Annotated in this window: 15 protein-coding genes; 7 read left to right on the top strand and 8 right to left on the bottom strand. The window is 65.5% G+C overall.

Annotated features, from left to right (window positions below; all coding sequences use genetic code 11):
- Positions 1 to 123: 123 nt before the first annotated feature.
- Positions 124 to 903: an SDR family oxidoreductase gene (locus GJ700_RS18045; protein ID WP_154376378.1), complete on the bottom strand. Its 780-nt coding sequence runs from the start codon at positions 901 to 903 to the stop codon at positions 124 to 126.
- 159 nt (positions 904 to 1,062) lie between these two features.
- Here GJ700_RS18045 and GJ700_RS18040 point away from each other — a divergent pair, with 159 nt between their 5' ends.
- The gene (locus GJ700_RS18040) at positions 1,063 to 1,995 is read left to right on the top strand and encodes a LysR family transcriptional regulator (RefSeq protein WP_154376376.1); all 933 of its coding nucleotides are present in this window, start codon (positions 1,063 to 1,065) and stop codon (positions 1,993 to 1,995) included.
- Position 1,996: 1 nt separating this feature from the next.
- Here GJ700_RS18040 and GJ700_RS18035 read toward each other — a convergent pair whose 3' ends face one another.
- Positions 1,997 to 2,476: an Lrp/AsnC family transcriptional regulator gene (locus GJ700_RS18035; RefSeq protein ID WP_154376374.1), complete on the bottom strand. Its 480-nt coding sequence runs from the start codon at positions 2,474 to 2,476 to the stop codon at positions 1,997 to 1,999.
- Positions 2,477 to 2,571: 95 nt separating this feature from the next.
- Here GJ700_RS18035 and GJ700_RS18030 point away from each other — a divergent pair, with 95 nt between their 5' ends.
- Positions 2,572 to 2,862 (top strand): hypothetical protein, encoded by a 291-nt coding sequence (locus tag GJ700_RS18030; protein ID WP_154376372.1) that lies wholly within the window; start codon positions 2,572 to 2,574, stop codon positions 2,860 to 2,862.
- A 1-nt stretch (position 2,863) separates the two neighbouring features.
- Here the strand turns inward: GJ700_RS18030 and GJ700_RS18025 are convergent, their stop codons facing one another.
- A complete protein-coding gene (locus tag GJ700_RS18025; protein ID WP_195763928.1) occupies positions 2,864 to 4,162 on the bottom strand; it encodes an NCS2 family permease in 1,299 nt (432 codons plus the stop codon).
- 239 nt (positions 4,163 to 4,401) lie between these two features.
- Between GJ700_RS18025 and GJ700_RS18020 the strand changes: the two genes are divergently transcribed.
- On the top strand, positions 4,402 to 6,264 hold the full coding sequence (locus GJ700_RS18020) for a sensor histidine kinase (RefSeq protein ID WP_154376368.1): 1,863 nt from the start codon (positions 4,402 to 4,404) through the stop codon (positions 6,262 to 6,264).
- 18 nt (positions 6,265 to 6,282) lie between these two features.
- Here the strand turns inward: GJ700_RS18020 and GJ700_RS18015 are convergent, their stop codons facing one another.
- Positions 6,283 to 7,422: a hypothetical protein gene (locus GJ700_RS18015; protein WP_154376366.1), complete on the bottom strand. Its 1,140-nt coding sequence runs from the start codon at positions 7,420 to 7,422 to the stop codon at positions 6,283 to 6,285.
- Positions 7,423 to 7,638: 216 nt separating this feature from the next.
- Here GJ700_RS18015 and GJ700_RS18010 point away from each other — a divergent pair, with 216 nt between their 5' ends.
- The 3 genes from GJ700_RS18010 to GJ700_RS18000 are packed head-to-tail and all read left to right on the top strand — an operon-like array spanning position 7,639 to position 11,079.
- A complete protein-coding gene (locus GJ700_RS18010; RefSeq protein ID WP_154376364.1) occupies positions 7,639 to 7,989 on the top strand; it encodes an STAS domain-containing protein in 351 nt (116 codons plus the stop codon).
- Positions 7,986 to 8,963, top strand: coding sequence for an MBL fold metallo-hydrolase (locus GJ700_RS18005; RefSeq protein ID WP_154376363.1), 978 nt, complete (start codon positions 7,986 to 7,988; stop codon positions 8,961 to 8,963). The genes GJ700_RS18010 and GJ700_RS18005 overlap by 4 nt, the downstream gene beginning before the upstream one ends.
- Before the next feature lie 7 nt (positions 8,964 to 8,970).
- The gene (locus GJ700_RS18000) at positions 8,971 to 11,079 is read left to right on the top strand and encodes a SpoIIE family protein phosphatase (RefSeq protein ID WP_154376361.1); all 2,109 of its coding nucleotides are present in this window, start codon (positions 8,971 to 8,973) and stop codon (positions 11,077 to 11,079) included.
- 5 nt (positions 11,080 to 11,084) lie between these two features.
- Here GJ700_RS18000 and GJ700_RS17995 read toward each other — a convergent pair whose 3' ends face one another.
- Genes GJ700_RS17995 through GJ700_RS17980 form a run of 4 tightly spaced genes read right to left on the bottom strand, consistent with a single transcriptional unit; the run spans position 11,085 to position 13,767 of the window.
- The gene (locus tag GJ700_RS17995; RefSeq protein ID WP_229507082.1) at positions 11,085 to 11,840 is read right to left on the bottom strand and encodes a substrate-binding periplasmic protein; all 756 of its coding nucleotides are present in this window, start codon (positions 11,838 to 11,840) and stop codon (positions 11,085 to 11,087) included.
- Positions 11,841 to 11,865: 25 nt separating this feature from the next.
- Positions 11,866 to 12,672, bottom strand: a complete 807-nt coding sequence (locus GJ700_RS17990; RefSeq protein ID WP_154376359.1) for a substrate-binding periplasmic protein — start codon at positions 12,670 to 12,672, stop codon at positions 11,866 to 11,868.
- A gap of 16 nt (positions 12,673 to 12,688) precedes the next feature.
- Positions 12,689 to 13,285 carry an OmpA family protein gene (locus GJ700_RS17985; protein WP_154376357.1) on the bottom strand — a complete coding sequence of 199 codons (597 nt, stop codon included), beginning with the start codon at positions 13,283 to 13,285 and terminating at the stop codon, positions 12,689 to 12,691.
- Positions 13,282 to 13,767 carry a FecR family protein gene (locus GJ700_RS17980; RefSeq protein ID WP_229507081.1) on the bottom strand — a complete coding sequence of 162 codons (486 nt, stop codon included), beginning with the start codon at positions 13,765 to 13,767 and terminating at the stop codon, positions 13,282 to 13,284. The genes GJ700_RS17985 and GJ700_RS17980 overlap by 4 nt, the downstream gene beginning before the upstream one ends.
- 38 nt (positions 13,768 to 13,805) lie before the next feature.
- On the opposite strand from GJ700_RS17980, the gene GJ700_RS17975 reads away from it, so the two are divergent.
- Positions 13,806 to 14,243 carry an ATP-binding protein gene (locus GJ700_RS17975; protein WP_154376355.1) on the top strand — a complete coding sequence of 146 codons (438 nt, stop codon included), beginning with the start codon at positions 13,806 to 13,808 and terminating at the stop codon, positions 14,241 to 14,243.
- The last annotated feature ends 25 nt before the right edge of the window (positions 14,244 to 14,268 follow it).

Raw genomic sequence — 14,268 nt, 5'->3', positions numbered from 1 at the left:
GTTGGTAACCGAGGGAACCGGCATTGTACCCGAAGGGTTGGCGCTCCGCCGCCGGCGTTACAACCTGTAACCGGATGTGACACTAGGCGACGGAGCGCGGCACGAATGCCTCCCTTTACCCCGTCATGCAGCGAACCCGCCATCGATATTCAGGCTGGCGCCGGTCACGAATGCCGCTTCCGGGCTGGCCACGTACGCCACCATGGCGGCGATCTCCGCCGCGGTGCCGTGGCGGCCGATGGCCATCAGGCCGTGCAACTGGGTGGCGAAATCGCCGGCGCCGGGATTGAGGTCGGTGTCCACCGGGCCCGGTTGGATATTGTTGATGGTGATGCCGCGCGGACCGAGATCGCGCGCAAAGCCCTGCACCAGTCCCAGCAGCGCGGACTTGCTCATCGCGTAGGCGCCGCCACCGGCGAACGGCATGCGGTGCGCATTGGTGCTGCCGATATTGATGATGCGTCCGCCGGCGGCCATGAGCGGCAGCGCCGCCTGGATGCCGACAAACACGGCGCGCACATTGACGGCCCAGGTCTGGTCGAAGTCGGCCAGCGCGAACGTGGCGACGTCGCCCAGGCGCAGGATGCCGGCATTGTTGACGAGGATATCGATCTTGCCGAAGTCGCGGCCCACGCGTTCGATGGCGCCGCGCAGCGCATTCGCGTCGGCGGCGTCGGCGCGGATCGCCAGCGCGCGGCCGCCTTGCGCTTCGATCCCGGCCGCCAGTGCATTGGCGGTGGATTCGGCTTGCTGGTACGTGAAGGCGACCGTGGCGCCGTCGCGCGCCAGCCGGCGCACGATGCCGGCGCCGATGCCGCGCGAGCCGCCGGTGACGAAAGCGATTTTGCCGGCGAACGGGGTGTTGGCGGTGTTGGTGGCGGTGGTGATGGTGATGGTGGACATGCTGTTCTCCTTGAGTGGTACGGGTGGTTGATGGAGTCCAGTATGGGCGGTCGATTCATGTTGCGGTAGCGGGTAATTGGTCGTTGTAGTTTCAACTGTTGGTATAAAATGAAGCATCTTCACATTGCCTGGCGAGTCTGCACTCGCCCCCGGGAAACCATGGAACCGCTGAATTACCTCGCCTCCTTCATCCAGTCGGCGGAAACCGGCAGTTTTTCCGCCGCCGCGCGCCGGCTCGGGCTGACGCCGGCCGCCGTCAGCAAGAATGTCGCCCGGCTGGAAACCGCGCTGGGCGTGCGCCTGTTCCAGCGCAGCACGCGCAGCCTGACCCTGACCAGCGGCGGTGAGCGGTTTTTACAGCACGTCGGCGGCCCGTTTTCCAGCGTGCTGGAAGCCATCGAAGGCGTACCGCAGGACGACGGCCAGCCGTCCGGCGTGCTGAAAGTCGGCGTGGCGCCCGCGTTTGGCCGCGAATACCTGCTGCCGCTGCTCGATACGTTCCTGCAAACCTATCCCGCCGTGCTGCCCGACTGGCACTTCGACAACCGTGCGGTGGATCTGATCGGCGACGGCTACGATGCGGCCGTCGGCGGCGGCATGCCGTTGTCGCAGGGCGTGATTGCCCGCGAATTGCTGCGTACCGACGTGGTGGCGGTGGCGTCGGCCACATACCTGGAAGGAAAAACCATGCCGCGCCACCCGTCCGACCTGGCGCCATTCGACGGCATCGTGCGGCGCTCCGTGGCGACAGGCCGGGCCAAGGTGTGGACCCTGCGCCACGACAGCGGCGCCGAGGGCGAGGCGGCGCCGCGTCCCCGCGTGATCTTCGACGATCCGGAAGCCATGGCCCACGCGGCCATGCGGCACCTGGGCGTGGCGCTGCTGCCGATGCCGCACGCGGCGCCGCATTTGCACAGTGGCGCGCTGGTGCGCGTGTTGCCGGGCTGGCGGGCCGATGCCGGACCGGTGTCGATCTATTACCCCAGCAAGAAACTGCTGCCGGCGAAGACCCGCGCCTTTGTCGAGCACGTGACGGCGCACTTCCGCCGCCCCGAGGTGGCGGCATGGTTCGACAGTTCCCGCTACCCCTGAATCACGGTTCGACGGAGTGCGCCCGCTTCATGCAGCGCAGCACAAAGGTCGACCGGCTGTGGCGCAAGCCCGGCAATTTATACAGTTTGCGGCGCAGGAATTCCTCATAGCCGGCCGTTCCGGCCACGGCCACCTTGATCAGGTAATCGTATTCGCCCGTCAGCAGGTACGCTTCCATCACTTCCGGCAATTCCGCCAGCGCCTTGCCGAATTTCTCCAGCATGTCGTCGTCGTGCCGCTCCAGCGTGACTTCGATGATCACGGTGTCCGGCAAGCCCAGCGCCTTCTGGTTCAGCAGCGCCGCATAGCCTTCGATGACGCCGGATTCCTCCAGCGCCCGCACGCGGTTCCAGCACGGCGTGGTGGACAGGCCGACCTGTTCGGCCAGTTTGGTATTGGACAGCCGCCCGTCGCGCCGCAGCGCGCGCAGGATGCGGCGGTCGGTTTCGTCGAGATGGCTGGGATAAGAATGATCATCCATGAAATATTAAAAATGAAGGTGATTATTCTTCATTCTAATAGAATTGAGGTAATCTTTGGATGCCTATTCCCAAGCGGGACGCGCATACTGTCTGCATGAACACACCGACCTTACCCCACCAGAAAACGCTGCGCTTCGCCATCGAGACGGAGGCGGCCCTGTCCACGCTGGAAAATGCACTGGCGATCATTCGCCGCACCGGCATTACCCTCGACGGCATGCGCATTGCGCCGGCGGAGCAGGGGATGGATGTGTGGATGCGGCTGGCGGCGCAGGAGGACGACGCGCTGACCTTGTGCCGCATGCGGCTGCATAACGTGGTGGGGATATTGGCGATCCGCGAATTCGCGCGGCCGGCGGCGATGGCGATGCCGGCCGCCGCCTGAATCACCCCGGCAGGTACGCGTACTTGAACGCGAACACGACGGCGATCACCCACACCACGGGTTTGACTTCCCGCGCGCGGCCCGTCGCCAGTTTCAATATCGCATAGGTGATGAAGCCGAACGCGATGCCGTGCGCGATCGAGTACGTGAACGGGATCAGCATGGCGGTAATCGCTGCCGGAATGCTTTCCGTGGTTTCGCCCCATTCCAGGTCGGCCAGGTCGCGCAGCATCAGGCACGACACGAACAGCAGTGCGGGCGCCGTCGCATAGGCGGGCACCACGCCGGCCAGCGGGGAAATGAACAGGCACGCGAGGAACAGGATCGCCACCGTCAGCGCCGTCAGCCCGGTGCGCCCGCCCGCCTGCACGCCCGCCGCGCTTTCCACGTAGGCCGTGGTGCTGGACGTGCCCAGCAGCGAACCGGCAACGATCGCGCCGCTGTCGGCCAGCAGCGCCTTGTTCAGGCGTTCCATTTTGCCGGGGACCAGCAAGCCGGCGCGGTTGGCCACGCCCATCAATGTGCCGGTCGCATCGAACAGTTCGACCAGGAAGAACACCAGCACCACGTTGACGATGCCGACCGACAGCGCGCCGCCGATATCGAGTTTCAGGAACGTGGGGTCGAGCGACGGCGGCGCCGACACCAGCCCGTTGAACTTGTTGCCGCCAAAGATAAAGCTCAGCAAGGTCACCACGACGATGCCGATCAGGATCGCGCCCTTGACCTTGAGCCGGTCCAGCGCCACGATCAGCATGAAGCCAAAGATCGCCATCAGCGCGGGCGGCTTGTGCAAGTCGCCGGCCGATACCATGGTGGCGGGATTGGCCGTCACGATGCCCGCGCTTTTCAGCGCGATCAGCCCCAGGAACAGCCCCAGCCCGACGGTGATGGCGGTGCGCAGCGAATGGGGAATGCCATTGACGATCATGCCCCGCAAGCCCAGCAGGCTGACAATGATGAACAGGCAGCCGGAAATGAACACGGCTCCCAGCGCCGATTGCCACGGTACGTGCATGCCCAGCACCACCGCATAGGCGAAATATGCGTTCAGGCCCATGCCGGGCGCCATGCCGATCGGGTAGTTCGCGTACAGCGCCATGATGGTGGTGCCCATCGCGGCGGCCAGGCAGGTGGCGACGAATACCGCTTCCTTCGGCATCCCCGCATCGCCCAGGATGGCGGGGTTGACGAAGATAATGTATGCCATGGTGAGGAAGGTCGTGATGCCGGCCACGATTTCCGTCCGGACGTCGGTGCCGTTTTCCTTCAGTTTGAACAGGTTCTCAGTGATGGACATGGTTTTCCCCCGAGGTTGTTCACGCCAGCATAGCACTTTGCCTGCGGAACCGCGGGGGGCGTAGCCCTGCGCATGCACGTTGGTGAAGGCCATGCGGCTAGTCCCGACGGCAACGTCCCGGCTTGCCGCGCGACTGCCTGCCGGCCCGGCGACTGCATAATGTGGGAATTCGCGCCACAGCGATCTTGCTTTACCAGCAACAAGCGGTAAAATGAGCCTTCTGCATCCATCCCGCGGCGATGAAACTACGAACACATTACTGGCTGCTGGCGTTCTGCATCGTGTGTCCGGTCGCCGTGTTTTTCAGCATTGCGCTGGATATGCTGCTGACGTCGCAACGCGCCGTGGCGATGCGCCATATCGAGGAAAGCGCCCGTTCGGCGCGCCAGGAACTCGACGCGGAAATCCGCCGAGCCCAGTCCGTGCTGCGCGCGCTGGCGTATTCGCAGTCCCTCGACAGCGGCGACTATGCCCGTTTCTACCGCGAAGCGCTGGCCGCCAACGCCGGCCAGGGCGCATGGATGATCCTGTACGACGAGGAGGGCCAGCAACTGGCCAACACCCGGCTGGCCTATGGCGACCGATTGCCCCGCAGGCCGGACGTGGGCGTCCTCAAAAGCATGATCGCGTCGGACAAGGGGCTGGTTTCCAGCGTCAAGTGGGGCCCCGCGCTGCAACAGCATTTCGTGACCGTGGAGCAGCCGGTGACGACCCCGTCGGGCCGGCGCTACGTGTTGTCGCAGGCGTTCACGCCGTCGTACTTCACCCGCACCTATGCCGGCCGGGTGATTCCCGATTCCTGGCCGGTCTGGGTCATCGATGGCAAAGGGACGATGATTTCACGGCGCGATTCCGGCGAGGCGAAAACCGGTAATCCCGTGCCGGCCGACGTGATGATGGCGATCCGCGCGGCGCCGTCCGGCAGCCTGCGCCACAAGTCGGTGGACGGCACCGACATTCATGGCTACTTCGTGCATTCGGCCTTGTCGGATTGGGCCGTGATCGTAGGCGCGCCGGTGGCGGAAATTAACGCCGCCGTGCTGCGGGGCATGTCGGTTGCCGTGGCGGGCTTCCTGCTGGCGATTGCCGCCGCCGTCGGGCTGGGTGTCCATACCGGCAAGCGGCTGGTGCGGTTTGTCTCGAACGCGTCGCGGGCGGCGCGCGCCCTGGGCCGCGAATCGGCCGTGGCCGTGTTGCGCAAGTCGAATATCGGGGAAATGGAAGCGCTGAATGAAGCGATCCGCGAAGCGGACGCGCGCCTGCGGCAGGAAATGGAATCGCGCGCGCAGGCGGAACGGGAGCGCAATGAATTGCTGGAGCGGGAACGCGCAGCCCGTACCCATGCCGAAGAACAAAACGCGGCCAAGGATGAATTCCTCGCCATGCTGGGCCACGAGCTGCGCAACCCGCTGGGCGCCATTACCAGCGCGGTGGCGGTGCTGGACCACGCGTGCCTGCCCGGCATGCCGGCCGAAGCGTCGGCCCGTGCGCGCGACGTGCTGCGCCGCCAGTCCGCGCATTTGCGGTCGCTGGTCGACGACCTGCTGGAAGTGAACCGTGCACTGATGGGCAAGCTGGCGCTGAACCGCCAGCGCATGGACCTGGGCGAAGCGGTGCGCAGTTGCGTGGACATGGCGCAATCGAGCGGCAAGCTGAAAACCCACCACGTGGAATGCACGCTGGCCCCTTCCGTGGTACTGGGCGACGGCACGCGGCTGGCGCAGGTGATCGACAACATCCTCGACAACGCCGTCAAATACAGCCCGCCCGGCACCCGCATTGCCATCACGGTGCGTCAGGAGGGCGACGAAGCCGTCATGTCAGTGCGCGACGAAGGCGTCGGCATTACGCCGGACTTGCTGCCGCACGTATTCAAGGTCTTCGTGCAGGGCAAGCAGACCTTGCAGCGGGTGCAGGGCGGCCTGGGGATCGGCCTGACCCTGGTGCGGCGCCTCGTTGAAATGCACGGCGGCGTGATTGCCGTCATGAGCGCGGGCGCCAACCAGGGCGCCACCGTGACCGTGCGGCTGCCGTCGGCGGATGCGCCGCAAAAGGCGTTGCCGGTGATGGCGGGGGAGGATGCGGGGGCGTGGTGGCGCTAGCGGCAAGCCCTCGCGTAATCACAACCTGAACAACTGACTGAATATCCGCGCCGCCATCAAGCCCACCGGCGTATGCTGTTCGCCCGGCGACATCAGCCGCGCGAGGATTTGCATGGCTTCCTCCTTGCTTTCGGAACTGGCCAGGCGCGCTTCCAGCAAGTGCAGTTCGCTGCCGATGGCTTCCCATGCGTGTTCGTCTTCCGGGAACTGGTGCCGGATCAGCGGGCGCTCCGGCTGGCGCAAAGGCGCGGGCGTGTAGTTGGCGGTGCGCGGGGGCGGTGCGTCCAGCGGGTCGCGCGGCGGCATCACCGCTTGCGGGCCGGGTGTGGCGGTCGGCAGCGCCAGGCGGCCGGCCATCGCGTGCAGGCGGTAGCCGTTGTCGACGCGGCGGTAAAACGCGGCCGGGTCGGTCACCCGCGCCATCACGCCGCGCAAGGTGAACAGGGCGGACGGCGCGCTGCCGGCCGCGTCGCCGGGCTGCGCAAAGGCGTCGGCATCGGCGCCCAGTTCATTCAATTCATGGCGCGCCGCCAGCAGGGCGGCGGACGGTTGCTGGCGGGCCAGGTTATAGCCGATCAGTTCCGCAAGATGCACGTCGGCGTGGCGTGCCAGCGCCAGCTCAACGGCGGCGCTGCGCCGCGAAGCTGCAGATTCCACGCTGTGCGATGGCGCGCCAGCCTGTGTATCGGCGGGTACGGCGCCATTGGCTTCCAGCAGCGCCGCATATTGGATGTACTGGTTGTGGGCGGGAATGCCATGGCCCGCATAATCGAGGTAACTGGCCACCATGGGCTGGAAATCCTCGTCTTCCCAGCGCCCGATCACGCCGTACAACGAGGCGCCGGCAGCCAGCCGGGACGGGGCGGCGCTGACCAGGAACTGGCGCATTTGCGCCACATTGGCAAAGTGGCGGCGCGGCGCGCCGTCGGCCCGCTCGTCCTGGTAGCGGCGGTAGGCGGCCAGCGCTTCTTCCGCTTCGCGGTTCAGCCAGCCGCCCAGCAAGTCATAGTGCGGCGGCAAGCCGTCCGGCTGGGCCGCCGCGAGGTCCAGTTGCAGGCGCAGGTATTGTTCCGCGTCGTCGGGCCACGCGAGGTGCTCGGACAATGTGGCGAAAATGCGGCAAGTGGCGGTGTGCGAAGGCGCGGCGGAAGTCAACATGGTCTCCTCTCCCTATAATTTTTTCCAGTATGCAATTTCTACAATAAACTGCGTAGCAGAGTGTGGCGCGCGATACTGTAAGACTACGCTGACAATGATTAAAAATCATGTGTAAAAGTTATTCAATGATGCGGCGGTGGTACACTGTCATGATCACAGTCAATATTCGTATTTAGAATTCAATGACTGCATTCGACCAACGTTTCAGGTGTCATCATGGATCTACAGCCACTCGCCGTTCCCGGCGCTACCGTACTGCAACCCGACGGGCGCATCGACCACACGCATGCGGATGCGTTCAAGACTGCCCTCGAGTCGCACCTGGGCGCCTGCAAGGCCGGCAGCGGCATGCTGGTGCTCGATTTTGCGCGGGTCAGCTACATTTCCAGCATCGGCCTGCGGGCGCTGATGCTGGCGATTAAGCAAGTCAAGGCGCAGGGCGGACGCATGGTGCTGGCGGGCCTGTCGCCGCTGGTGCTGGAAGTGTTCAAGATCAGCCGCTTCGACATGCTGTTCGAGATTTTTGCCGACCGTGAAGCAGCCCTGGCTGCGCTGGCGGCGGCATGAAAGCCATCATCTGGGGCGCGCGCGGGTCGCTGCCGGTGGCGCTGACCCACAAGCAGATCCGCGCCAAGCTGGTGGCGGCGCTGGAAGGGGCCATCGGCCGCAACCTCGACACCAGCGACAAGATCGCGTCGTATGTCGACAACGACCTTGGCTTCGATGTGCGGGGCACGTTCGGCGGCCATTCCAGCTGCGTGGAAGTGCAAGCCTGGGACCAGGCCACCACCACGGAACACGTGATCCTCGACATGGGCAGCGGCCTGCGCCCGCTGGGCGGCTCGAAAATGGCGCGCTACGGCGCCGCGAAACCGCAGACCTACCATATCTTCATGTCGCACCTGCACTGGGACCACATCATGGGGTTCCCGTTCTTTACGCCCGCGTACATCCCCGGCAACCGCATCATCATTTACGGCTGCCATGAACAGCTGGAAACCGCGTTCCGCCGCCAGCAGGAACCGATCAGCTTCCCCGTGTCGTTCGACCAGCTGGGCGCGACCATTGAATTCCGCCACATGACACCCGGTGAGCCCATTGAAATCAATGGCCTGAAGGTGACGGCCAAGTTGCAGCTGCATGCGGGCGATTCCTATGGCTACCGGCTGGAACATGGCGGCCAGACGCTGATCTACAGCACCGATTCCGAGCACAAGCTCGATAACGAAGCGGAGCGCGAAGCGTTCGTGGAATTTTTCCGCGACGCCGACCTGGTGATTTTCGACGCCATGTATTCGCTGGCGGACGCGATTTCCGTCAAGGCGGACTGGGGCCACTCCAGCAACGTGGTGGGGGTCGAACTGTGCCAACTGGCCCGCGCGCGCCGCCTGTGCCTGTTCCATCACGAACCGATTTACGATGACGCGCAAATTGCCCGCGTGCTGGCGGAAACCCGCCGCTATGCGGAAATCACGGGCGAAGCGCCGCTTGAAGTGGTGGCCGCCTATGACGGCATGGAAGTCGACCTGACCCCGCCATGAGGACCGTATGCCGCGCCTGCTGACCCGCTTCATTGCCGGGCTGCGCCGGCGCGGCCGTCCCACCGCCATTGCGCTGGCGCTGGGCTTTATGGTGCTGCTGCTGTGGCTGCCGGAAGCGCCCTTGCCGGGCATGCAGCTGGCGCTGTTCGACGGCTACCAGAAGGCCATGCCGCGTGAACGCAAGAATGCGGCGGTGCAAATCGTCGCCATCGACGAAGCGTCGCTGAAACGCTACGGCCAGTGGCCGTGGCCGCGCGACCGCCTGGCCGAACTGCTCGACAAGATGGCGGCGCAGCAGCCGCTGGCCATCGGCCTGGACATCTTCATGCCGGAAACCGACATGACGTCCCCGGAAGCACTGGCCGAGCGGCTGCCGGACAGCGCCGCCGCGGTCAAATCCGAATTGAAGGCCATGCCGCGCCACGATGTGCAACTGGCGCAAGCCATGCGCCGCATCCCCGTGGTGCTGGGCGCCGCCGGCCTGCGCACGCCGATTCCCGGTTCCACGCCTGTCTTGCGGGCGTGGCCGGTGGAGACCGTGGGCGGCGATCCATTGCCGTTCCTGCGCACGTATCCGGAAGCGCTGGCCAGCCTGCCGCTGTTGCAGGGCGCCGCCAGTGGCCAGGGCTTGCTGGCGGCAGAACCCGAACACGGCGTGCTGCGGCGCGTGCCGCTGGTGGCGGCCATCGGCGGCACCGTGCTGCCGTCGCTGTCGATCGAACTGATCCGGGTTGCGGTCGGCTTGCCCGCCTTGACTGTCAACGTGTCGCCGCAGGGCGTCAGCAGCGTGGCGCTGGGCGACTTGCAAGTGCCGACCCAGCCGGGCGGCGAGGTGCTGGTGCATTTCGGCCGCCATGCGAACGACCGTTATGCGTCGGCGCTGGACATCATGGATGGCAAGGCGCCGGATGACTTGCTGACCAACCGTATCGCCATCGTGGCGCTGACGGGCCTGGGGCTGGTGGACATGCAAACCAATGCCCGCGGCGATTTGTTGCCGGGCGCCGACGTGCATGCGCAACTGACGGAAAGCCTGTTCGACGAACGGTGGCTGCAACGTCCGCCGTCGATGCGCCGGTTCGAAGCAGGCGCGCTGGCCGCGTGCGGCCTGTTCCTGATCTGGCTGTTGCCACGGGTGAGCTTGCGGACCGGCGTGATCGCATGGCTGACGTTGTCGGCGCTGCTGTTCGGCGGCGGTGCGGCGGCATTTTCCAAGGGCGGCATGCTGTTCGACGCGGCCACGGTCTGGCTGGGCATGACGGCCAGCAGCCTGTCGCTGCTGGCCAGCCTGTTCGTGCATGAAGCCAGCGAGCGGCGCCGCAGCGACCGCGCGCTGCAACTGGCGCGCGAATCGGCCGCCAAGGCTGCCGGTGAATTGTCCGCCGCGCGCCGCATCCAGATGGCGACCCTGCCCGTGCCCGCCACGGCGTTTCCATCCGAACAGCGCTTCACGGTGGCGGCGCTGCTGGAACCGGCACGCGAAGTGGGCGGCGACCTGTATGACTTTTACATGCTCGATGAGCGGCGCATGCTGTTCATGATCGGCGACGTGTCCGGCAAGGGCCTGCCGGCCAGCCTGTTCATGGTGGTGGCCAAGGCGCTGTCGAAAAGCGTGGCGCTGGGCATGTCGGCCAGTCCGGACATGGCGGCCATCCTGAACCGCGCCAACCGGGAACTGGCGCGGGAAAACCCGGAAATGCTGTTCGTGACCTGCATCGCCGGCATCCTCGATGCACAGACGGGTGACGTGACGATGTGTAACGCGGGGCACGATGCGCCCCGCAAAGTCACGGCCGGGGGCGAATTGGTGCGCATGCAGCCGGCCGACGGGCCGCCGCTGTGCGTGCTGGACGATTTCGAATACCCGGTGCAACGCTACAGCCTGGCGCCGGGCGACAGCCTGTGCCTGACCACGGACGGCATTTCCGAAGCCATGAACGAACAGGGCGACTTGTACGGCGTCGAGCGCCTCGATGCGCTGCTGGCGCAAACCCACGGCCTCGGGCCGGAAGCGCTGGTGGCGGCGGTACGCGAAGACGTGCGCCACCACGTGGGGACGGCGGAGCCGTCGGACGACCTGACCTTGCTGGTGGTGCGCTGGAACGGGGCCGCGTAGCGCAGTCAGCTCCCCGGCGCGCTGAGCAGCTCTCCCAGCACCTGGCGCTGGATGCGCTCCATGACTTTTTCCTTCTGCATTTGCTGCAACGCGGCCGTCAGGCGCGGCACCAGTGCTTCATGCTTGCGGTGCACGTAGTGGTACACGGGGAACGCGGCCAGCGGCGGCGCCAGTACGCGGATATCGTCCATTTTCAGCGCCCTGGCGGCGGCCAGTCCGGAAGCGCGGTTGCCGACCACCACGTCGGTGCGGCCCATGGCCATTTTTTGCAGCGCTTGCTGCATGGTGGGCACGGCTTCGGTACGCATCCCGACCGTCGACGCCTCGACGATCTTGATGCCCCGGACAAAGCCGATGGTGAAGGGCCGCAAGCTTTCCCAGCCGTTTACGATGAAGCTGGTGTCGCGCGTGAAGATGACGATTTCATACATTTGCAGCGGGACGGGGACGATGATCAGGTTCGGGTAATCGCGCTCCATGCCCACCTTGCGGTACAGTTCGCCATCCATCAAGCCATCGTTGGCGCTGACCAGCGACCGCTCGCCCGGATATTTATGCACTTCCAGCCCGAGTCCCAGCCGTTTATAGGCTTCGGCCAGCACCAGTTCCGCGATGACGGTGGCGGGATCCTGTTCCAGCAAGGTGGAGACATGCATGACGGCCGCCGCCGACGCGGCACCGGCCAGGTCCGGCGTCATGCCGTACAGTGATTGGGGCAGGGCGGCGGCCAGCGTGGCCAGTGTAAACAGGCGTCGATGCATGATGTCCTCCGTTGAGTGTGTCCGGTCAGCGCCGCAACTCCCGCTCGGCAATTTGCGCCAACTCGCCGCTGCGCCGCAATTCGTCCAGCACGTGGTTGAACTGGCGGATGAAGTCGGTACGGTATGTCCACCGTTCATGATGCTGGCGCGTGAAGCCCAGGTAGCCGTATTCCTGGCTGAGCACCCCGGTCTCGATGACGCGCGCCGTGCGCTGGTAGGCATCTTCGGACCGGGCCCGTAACAGCGCGTGCTGGATCGCGTAGCGGTCGTTCATGTAGCAGTCGATGCGCCCCAGTAACAGCTTTTTCAGGTTTTCATCCGTGCCGCGCGCTTCTTCCACGGTCAGCTTGCCGAGCCGCCGGGCGTTTTCGAAGGCGGGGCCGCCCAGGATGAAGCCACTGTTGACGCCGATCCGCAAGCCGTAATAGTCGTCCGGCCAGCGCGGTTCGGCCAGGCGCGCGGCCACGGCTTCATTGCAAAAGATCACCACGCTTTCCACCATGATGGGCGCCGAATAATCCATCCATGGGCGTTCGCCGGGCCGGTAATACGGTGGCGCCAGGGCGAATCCTTCGCCCTGTTCCAGCAGCCGCAAACCCCGTTTCCACGGCACTGGTTGCAGGTCGACCTTGTAGGCGGGCATGCCCGCAAAGATGCGGGACAGCAGCGCCGGATACACGCCCAAGGCCACGCCGTTGACGGCATAGGAATAGGGTGGGTACGCGTCGTCGACGTAGACGGTGACGGTTTGCTGGGCCGCGGCCGGCGGCGGGGAAGCGAGCGCCAGGGACAGGCACGCGGCCAGCAGGACAGGGAGGGCCGCGTACCGCATGGCGCCTGCCCTTGCCCTAGCGGACGCGGATTTCCACGCGGCGGTTGCGCAGTTCCGCCTTGCCGTCGGCGGTTTGCACGGCCGGTTCCCGCTCGCCCCGTCCGGCCACGGCGATGCTGTCGGCGGGGATGCCCGCTTCGGCCAGCAATTGCCTGACCCGTTCCGCGCGCTTCAGCGACAGCGCGTCGTTGTAGGCCATGCTGTCGACGCGGTCGGTATGGCCGATGACGATGACTTCCGGCGCGGGCCGCTGCGCCAGTTCGTCGCGGATTTGCGCAAAGCGGGCGGCCGATTCCGGCACCAGGTCTTCCGTATTGGTCTCGAAATACACGGTAAAGACCGCCGCACCTTTCGGCAACGTGGCCAGCAGCGGCCCATAGCGCTGGCGCACGGTGCTTTCCTGTTCCGTCACGGTCGCCACCGAGGCATTGCCGCCCACCTGGGCGCTGCGGTATGGCTGGTCCAGCACGGTTTCGCCTTTGGCCGTGGCCACCACCACGGCGCTGGGCTTGCCATCCTGGCTGGGCAGCAACGTGATGCGTTCGCGCGGCCCGGCGTTGTGCTGGGCAACGGCCGCAACCAGGCACGCGATGAAGATCAGCGGCCCGATCATTCGCCGTTGCCTTCCACTTCAACGACAAATTCCGTGCCCCGCACGCCCAGCACGCTCGACGGCGTGGAAAACTTCACGGCGGTGGGCGATTGCTTGGCGATTTTGCCGGACACGACAGCCAGCGTGCCGCGCCGCACGCTGGCGTCCAGTCTGCCTTCGTGGGTCGTGGTATTGAATGCGAAATGTTCCATGGCCAGCGTGGTGTTCGGGCCCAGCGCCATCCGCGTTTCATCGCGCAGTGTGATGCCGGCGCTGCCATCGGCGCCGGTGGAAATGCGATCCGACGCCATGACCACGTCCCCCGCCACGCCCGCGGTCTTTCGTCCGGCGCGTTCTATGGTTACACTGCCTTTGGCAGTCTTGATAATGCCGGCGGCATCGTCCGGAACGGGCGCGGCCAGGGCGGACGTCTGAACCAGAGCCAGGGAAGGGGCCAGGGCCAGCAGCATCGCCGCGACACTTGGCAACTTTATTAGGTTCATGTTCACCTCTGCAATAGACAATCCGATAATATGCTCTAATGGACCAAAAAGGAACCAGTAACGGCGCAGGTGGTTGCAAAACTGGCACGCGTTTCGAAGCCAGGCTGGCGCTCGTCCCCGTGGTGATGGAGCTGGTGGCGGCGCAGATGCGCCATGCCGGCGCGGAGCCGGACGCCGTCATGCGCGCCGAGCTGATCCTCGAGGAATTGTTCCGCAACAGTGTCTTGCACGGGTATGGCGGCGACAGCGACCGTCCCGTGTGGATTTTCGCGCAGGCGGCGGGCTTTTGCTATGAAGACGAAGCGCCGGCGTTCAATCCGCTGGCGGACCGCCAGGTCCACAAGGAACCCAATCCGGATTTATCGATTGAAGACCAGCCCGTGGGCGGCGCCGGCCTGATGCTGATCCGGCAACTGGCCCGGCGTGCCGAATACGTGCGGCACGATAAGCGCAATTGCCTGCTGATCGAAGTGTGATTCGGACATGATGCGAAGGACGCGC

This window comes from Pseudoduganella rivuli, from assembly GCF_009674485.1.
Classification (GTDB): Bacteria; Pseudomonadota; Gammaproteobacteria; order Burkholderiales; family Burkholderiaceae_D; genus Rugamonas; species Rugamonas rivuli_B.
This window is presented reverse-complemented; position numbering and strand designations above follow the sequence as displayed.